The organism is Candidatus Methylarchaceae archaeon HK02M2, from assembly GCA_024256165.1.
Taxonomy (GTDB): Archaea; Thermoproteota; Nitrososphaeria; order Nitrososphaerales; family JACAEJ01; genus HK02M2.
Window position 1 is genome coordinate 1 of record JAKLZG010000083.1, and the last position, 5758, is coordinate 5758.

The following is a 5758-nucleotide window of genomic DNA, read 5'->3' on the forward strand; positions in this document are numbered from 1 at the left end:
TTACATCTGTTCTGTTCACATGTATGAAATCTATTCTATGAAAATTTTGCTTGAGCTTTTGCACTTTCTGCCATAAGGTTTTCAGTTTAGGATTTCGTACTTTATATTTTCCTTTTAGATGCTTTACAACAAGTTCACTATCCATATAGCAATCTACCTCTTTATCAGTCAATACATAAGCAGCAGACTCTAGAGCAGATATTAAAGCTACATACTCGGCTTGATTGTTAGTTTTTATCCCTATATACTCAGAATATCTTTTCAAGATTTTTCCATCCTCATTAAAAATCATAAAGGCTATTGCTGTAGGTCCTGGATTACCCCTTGAAGCACCGTCAGAATACACTTTTATCTTCATCTCTAGAAATGTTAAACTACAATCATTCTCTTTATATTAATTATAAACTTGAATAGTTTTAACTATAAAACAGAGTAATGTCAGCAGAATAATCATTTAGTTTTTTAAGGTAATAAGTAGATAATACTGCTATAAATTAAAATTAAGCCATCTTCAACATGGACTTAAGCAGATCTCTATATTCGATTTTTTCCAAAGTACCGCCAGGTTCAGGTATCTCATATAGTAAAGGAACTGCTTGTTTAGTCCTCATAGCTGTAAGCTTATTGCGAATAGGTTTACCTATATCATCACTGACCAAGATCAAGCCTACCTCTTTGTTTTGCATCATCTTCGTGATCTCCTTTAAGGCTTCTTCAGAAGTTTTGACCTCAACTCCTGTCACGCCAGCCAGTCTGAAGCCTACTACGAAGCTCCTCTTGCCTACAGCTACTATACGCATTCTTACCCATCGATTGGTTTACGTAATAATTTATAAGCCTTCTTCCAAAAAAGGTAAGTCCGTAGAATTAAGTCCTTTGATCAATTGTGCTGATTATTCGCCAAGTAAGGTCTTTAAAACCATGTCTACTGCTTGATCGTATACCTCTCCTATCTTAGATTTTAGATTTTTTATTTCTTCGTCAGCTCTAGACAAGATTTTTTCTGCCTCCTTCTCAGCCTCAACTTTTACGCTAGCTAGATCCTCCTCTGCCTTCTTCTTAGCCTCTTCTATAATTTCACTTTTTACCTTTACAGCCTCTTTTTGTGCAAAAATTGATAATTCTTTTTTTGTCTCTCCAACTTTTGCCTTTGTCTTGTCTAACTCATTTTCCATTTCATATATTGGTATCATTATATCTTCAATTCTCGGAGTTGTCTGTTCGCTCAAAACCACCTCTGAGTTCAACATAATAGGTTATTAAATTTTGTTAATTTTATAAAGAGAGGCTATAAAATAAAATTAAACTAAATGAGCATTTTAGCATGGTTTAACCCTTTCAATAAGAACTGATACTGATGAATTCATCATAGAACAATAAATCCTACAAAGTCCCAAGATTGTTTTATATTTAATTAAATGATTTGCTTCAATCAGAAGTAAATTCTCACTATTCATTTGTTTATATGAGGTAATAACTTAAGTCATTTAAATAATAGCTTTAATAACATATCAGTTCCATAGGTATGGTTGGAAATTTTTGGTAGGAAAGCGAATCAAACTATCTAAGACAGAGACAATCATACTCTATTCTCTCTTCTATCGAGGGGGTAGGGCAAAGATGTCTCGCTTGATGGCAGATACTAACTTGTGTACTGCTATGTTCTACAACTATGCTGATTTACTTGTTGAAAAAGGGCTTATCGAAAAGGGCGAACTGAAGTCTGCCGAACCTACTGATGAACTTTTATTTACTGAATACCGATTAACTCCAAAAGGTAAGCGGAAGATTAAGAGGATAATAAAGAGACATACACCAAATATTATTCTTAGTATGATTAGTCCACAGCAAAGTTGATAATCTTAACATCACTATGAAAAAATTAAAAAGAGGGTGTAAAGGAATATTAAACTACACTTAGTGTAGAGTGAGGAACAATGCGTGGAAAAAATTACAGGGATATAAAAGGGCATGCTTATGTAAGAAGAGAGTTCATATCAAGCATCCCAAGGAATAAGATAGTCAAATTCAATATGGGCACCTTTAGTCAAGATTATAATTTAAAACTTGAATTAAGAGCGAAGGAGAGGGCTCAGATAAGGCATAATGCCCTTGAAGCTGCAAGGATAGCTGCGAACAAGAAGTTATCGAATATAGTTGGCGAAAGCTACCACTTTCAAATCAAGGTTTATCCTCACGTTGTTTTAAGAGAGAATAAGATGTTAGCCATGGCAGGTGCAGATAGGCTTCAAGAGGGCATGAGAAGGGCTTTTGGAAAACCGGTAGGTTTAGCTGCAAGGGTGGAGATCGATAGTGTTATTTTAGAAGTGAATTCAAAAATTGAGTATCTAAAGGATGCAAAAGAGGCTCTTAAGGTAGCAGCAAGCAAACTACCGATCCCAACTTATATAAAACAAGTTCTTTTGAAACAATCAAAAAAAGTGGTTAAAGAGAGTTAAAAATCTGATTAAACTTATTTTATCTAAACATCAATAAATTAAATGAATAATGTTCGTTAACATTAAAATTACAAATTTTTAAGTGGTTTATATGATATGGATTGATGAAGATAAGATAGTCTCAGAAATCGAAAAAATGAAACCGAAGATTGTTGCATTTAACGCACCCAATGGCCTTTTGATGAAAATAGAAGAATTAGCATCAAAGATTCAAGGGTTATTTAATTTACAAATTATAACATTTGCCGATCCATGCTATGGTATATGTGATACCGTCGATAATGAAGTCGAAAAGTTAGGTGTTGATATAGTATTTCACATAGGTCATAATGTTGCCATAGATAAAATAGGCAAAAAGACGATATTAATAGACGCACTGGATGATATAAAATTCGATGAAGTCTTGAAAGCTTCCATAACGACTCTTATGAACTATAAAAAGATAGGGTTATGTACAATCAGTCAACATATTCATCAGATTGAAATAGCTCGATCGTTTTTACAAAAAAAAAATCTTGAAGTAATCGTAGGTAAAAGAAAGGGATTTATGAAGGATGGACAAGTCTTAGGGTGCGATTTCTCTACAGCTTTTAATATTAGAAAAAGTGTTAATGCCTTTGCCTTCCTTGGTCAGAGTGTATTCCATGCGTTAGGGATAGCTTTGTCTACAGGCAAACCCACATTCATGCTAGACCCATATTATAGAGAGGTTTCAGATATAACTCCGTTAGCTGTAAAGATGTCTAATAAAGCGATACTTACATTATACAAAGCCTTAGATGCCAATAATATCGGAATCATAATAGGGTTAAAAGAGGGGCAAACAAGGTTAGAGAAGGTGCAGAAGATCAAGGATGAACTTGAAAAGCATGGTAAAAACATCTCTCTTATAGCTTTACATGAAATCACTAATGAGAGATTGACTCAACTACAGAATATAGATGCATTTATTCAAACTGCCTGTCCCAGAATATCTATAGATGGAGAAAAATTCGATAAACCTATTCTGTCAATTCCTCAGGCAGAAGCCTTTATCGAAATTTTAGATGGGAAGGAGTGTAAAAATATCTTTCAAAGTAATAGATGGGTATAAAATGATCTACTTATAAGATCACTTTATAAGTAGATGTTAAGACACCTTATATGATTTTGAAAGCTCACCATTCAAATGTAGAAAAAATGAAGAGAACAATTCCTGGAGATAAACTTGCTGTAATAGAGGAGTTTAATGCTAGTGATGGAGCTTATGTAGATAGAGATACGATTAGGGCATCAAGACTAGGTATGGTTGATCATGACATCAAAAAAAGGGAAATCAAGATAGAACCATTACAAAAGGTAAAAAATATGCCAATGGTTGGGGACAACATTATAGGATTGGTAGAAGTTGTGCAAAGCAATATAGCTAACATAAGAATACATTATATCAATGATAAAAGAGTTACTAGCGGATTTACGGGAATGCTCATGTTAAGGTCTGAGAAATCAAGTAGAAGAAAAGCGACAATATGTAAGCCCGGCGATATAGTCAGAGCAAAGGTTAGGAGTCATGAGAACGCAATTATCCATCTGTCTATAGCCGCCAATGACAGTGGTGTAATATATGCAACATGTAGCTCATGTGGTGAGATTGCTGTAAGGTTTGATAAAAAAATAAAATGTGCTAATTGTGGTTTGATTGAAGAAAGGGAACTTGCATCTGATTTCGGTGAAGTTTCCTTAAAATCATGATTTCACAAAGTAATGGGACGATAGTATAATCTCTTTTATTAAAGAGTGAAAATCTCAATAAACCCCGTATCCTATATCAGAAGATAAGATACTTACTGAAATCTACGCATTAATCGAATAATACCTCTTCTCTTTTTTTGAATTCCAAGAATACGAGTGGGAGAACAACAAGCCATTGAAACGTTGATTAATGAAGTGTTAATGTTTGCGAAGTTTCTAAGAGATGAAATGGATCTTTGGAATCCACGCTAACAATTAGTATTAAGCTATTCGCTAAGAATTAATCTCTTTTTTTAGGTTATCTTTAGATTATTTTTTCTATCTTGTAAAATTTATTTGAAATAGATCTATAAGAGTTCGTTATATGAATTGATAATATATTTACGCGAACTTGCGCTTTGAATTCCTTTACGTATTAAGGAAAAATTACGCTCAACCGATTCTTGGATCTTTTGATACTCGCCTCTTGGACTGAACTCGACTGAGCGTAATTTACCTTTCCTAATGAAGTTCTTGAAGCCATTGGGCTAAAGATGGGGAATAGAGTCAACATTTATGTGGAAGGGTCCAAGATACTCCTTAAGAAAGTATGAATGAATTTATCCGTAATTGAAAGTATAATGATCAAAAATATACAGAAAGGTATTTTTATATCCATTAATTGAAAAATGAGAGGAGGAGTAAAAAATGCATTTCAATCGAAAAATGGTAGCTCTCATCTCGGTCATAATAGTTACATCATTTTTCTTCGGGGCGGCCGTCTTGGCTGCAACACCAGAAGGAACGGGTTTAGACGCTCTATGGGATGCTATAATTGGCGTTGAACAAGATGTGGAGGATTTGCAAACAGAAGTAGATATCCATGCAGAAGTAGAGTATCTTCGAGGAATTGTCGAAGCACTCCAAGCACAGGTAAACAGCTTCCCCAATTGGCCCTGTCTAAAAGGACCACAGGGAGACCCCGGACCACAAGGACCAGCAGGACCTCAAGGACCTGCAGGACCGATAGATAGTATCCCCCATGCTTCTGCCTACAGTAATACTTTATACACAGTAGATGTTCCGAGTATTGACCCTGTCCCCATTCCTGATTTGCTAGTAACAATAACACTAGACGAGGAAAGCCACGTAGTTATATTAGGTACAGTAGAATATTACACTTCCACCACAAATGTCGCTCTTATCTTTACAGCTCTTATAGAACAAGGTGAAGAAACCATACCTGCCGCACCCAATGCTTATCTTTGCACTGGCCCTTCTGTACCACATAGTGATACCGCATCATTTCACTTTTTCATCGAAAATTTACCTGCAGGAACATACAACATCGAAATACAGGTTGGTAGTCCTGTCATCGGTGGAGCGCTTCTTGAGTTTGGACGTAGAGCTCTAACCGTTTTCGCGATACCATCCATAAGTTAAAGACAAAAAGACACTCTTTAAATCCCCCCCCCTCTTTTTTTATTTTTATAAAAATAGTTTATAATGAGATTTAGAGACCAAAAAGTATCCAAACTTATTATATATAGAGATCTATTCCAGGAGGGCACAAACCATAAAAAATAATA

At 35.0% G+C, this 5758-nt stretch carries 8 protein-coding genes; 5 read left to right on the top strand and 3 right to left on the bottom strand.

All coding sequences use genetic code 11. From position 1 onward, the window contains the following. From L6N96_06500 to L6N96_06510, 3 genes are all read right to left on the bottom strand, one after another. Positions 1-346 (bottom strand): ribonuclease HI family protein (locus L6N96_06500; protein MCP8323807.1); only part of this gene is annotated, 346 nt, incomplete at its 3' end. 154 nt (positions 347-500) lie between these two features. Then, on the bottom strand, positions 501-800 hold the full coding sequence (locus L6N96_06505; GenBank protein MCP8323808.1) for a V-type ATP synthase subunit F: 300 nt from the start codon (positions 798-800) through the stop codon (positions 501-503). Positions 801-893: 93 nt separating this feature from the next. Next, positions 894-1229 carry a hypothetical protein gene (locus L6N96_06510; protein ID MCP8323809.1) on the bottom strand — a complete coding sequence of 112 codons (336 nt, stop codon included), beginning with the start codon at positions 1227-1229 and terminating at the stop codon, positions 894-896. Between the two features lie 310 nt (positions 1230-1539). On the opposite strand from L6N96_06510, the gene L6N96_06515 reads away from it, so the two are divergent. The 5 genes from L6N96_06515 (at position 1540) to L6N96_06535 (ending at position 5612) form a co-directional block, all read left to right on the top strand. Then, on the top strand, positions 1540-1857 hold the full coding sequence (locus L6N96_06515; GenBank protein ID MCP8323810.1) for a winged helix-turn-helix domain-containing protein: 318 nt from the start codon (positions 1540-1542) through the stop codon (positions 1855-1857). A gap of 80 nt (positions 1858-1937) precedes the next feature. Continuing rightward, entirely contained in the window at positions 1938-2459 is a 522-nt protein-coding gene (locus L6N96_06520) for a 50S ribosomal protein L16 (GenBank protein ID MCP8323811.1), read from the top strand. Between the two features lie 91 nt (positions 2460-2550). Next, complete coding sequence (gene dph2 / locus L6N96_06525) at positions 2551-3552, top strand: diphthamide biosynthesis enzyme Dph2 (protein ID MCP8323812.1); 1002 nt, start codon at positions 2551-2553, stop codon at positions 3550-3552. 86 nt (positions 3553-3638) lie between these two features. After that, on the top strand, positions 3639-4190 hold the full coding sequence (locus tag L6N96_06530) for an exosome complex RNA-binding protein Csl4 (GenBank protein MCP8323813.1): 552 nt from the start codon (positions 3639-3641) through the stop codon (positions 4188-4190). Positions 4191-4877: 687 nt separating this feature from the next. Continuing rightward, positions 4878-5612 (top strand): hypothetical protein, encoded by a 735-nt coding sequence (locus L6N96_06535; protein ID MCP8323814.1) that lies wholly within the window; start codon positions 4878-4880, stop codon positions 5610-5612. The last annotated feature ends 146 nt before the right edge of the window (positions 5613-5758 follow it).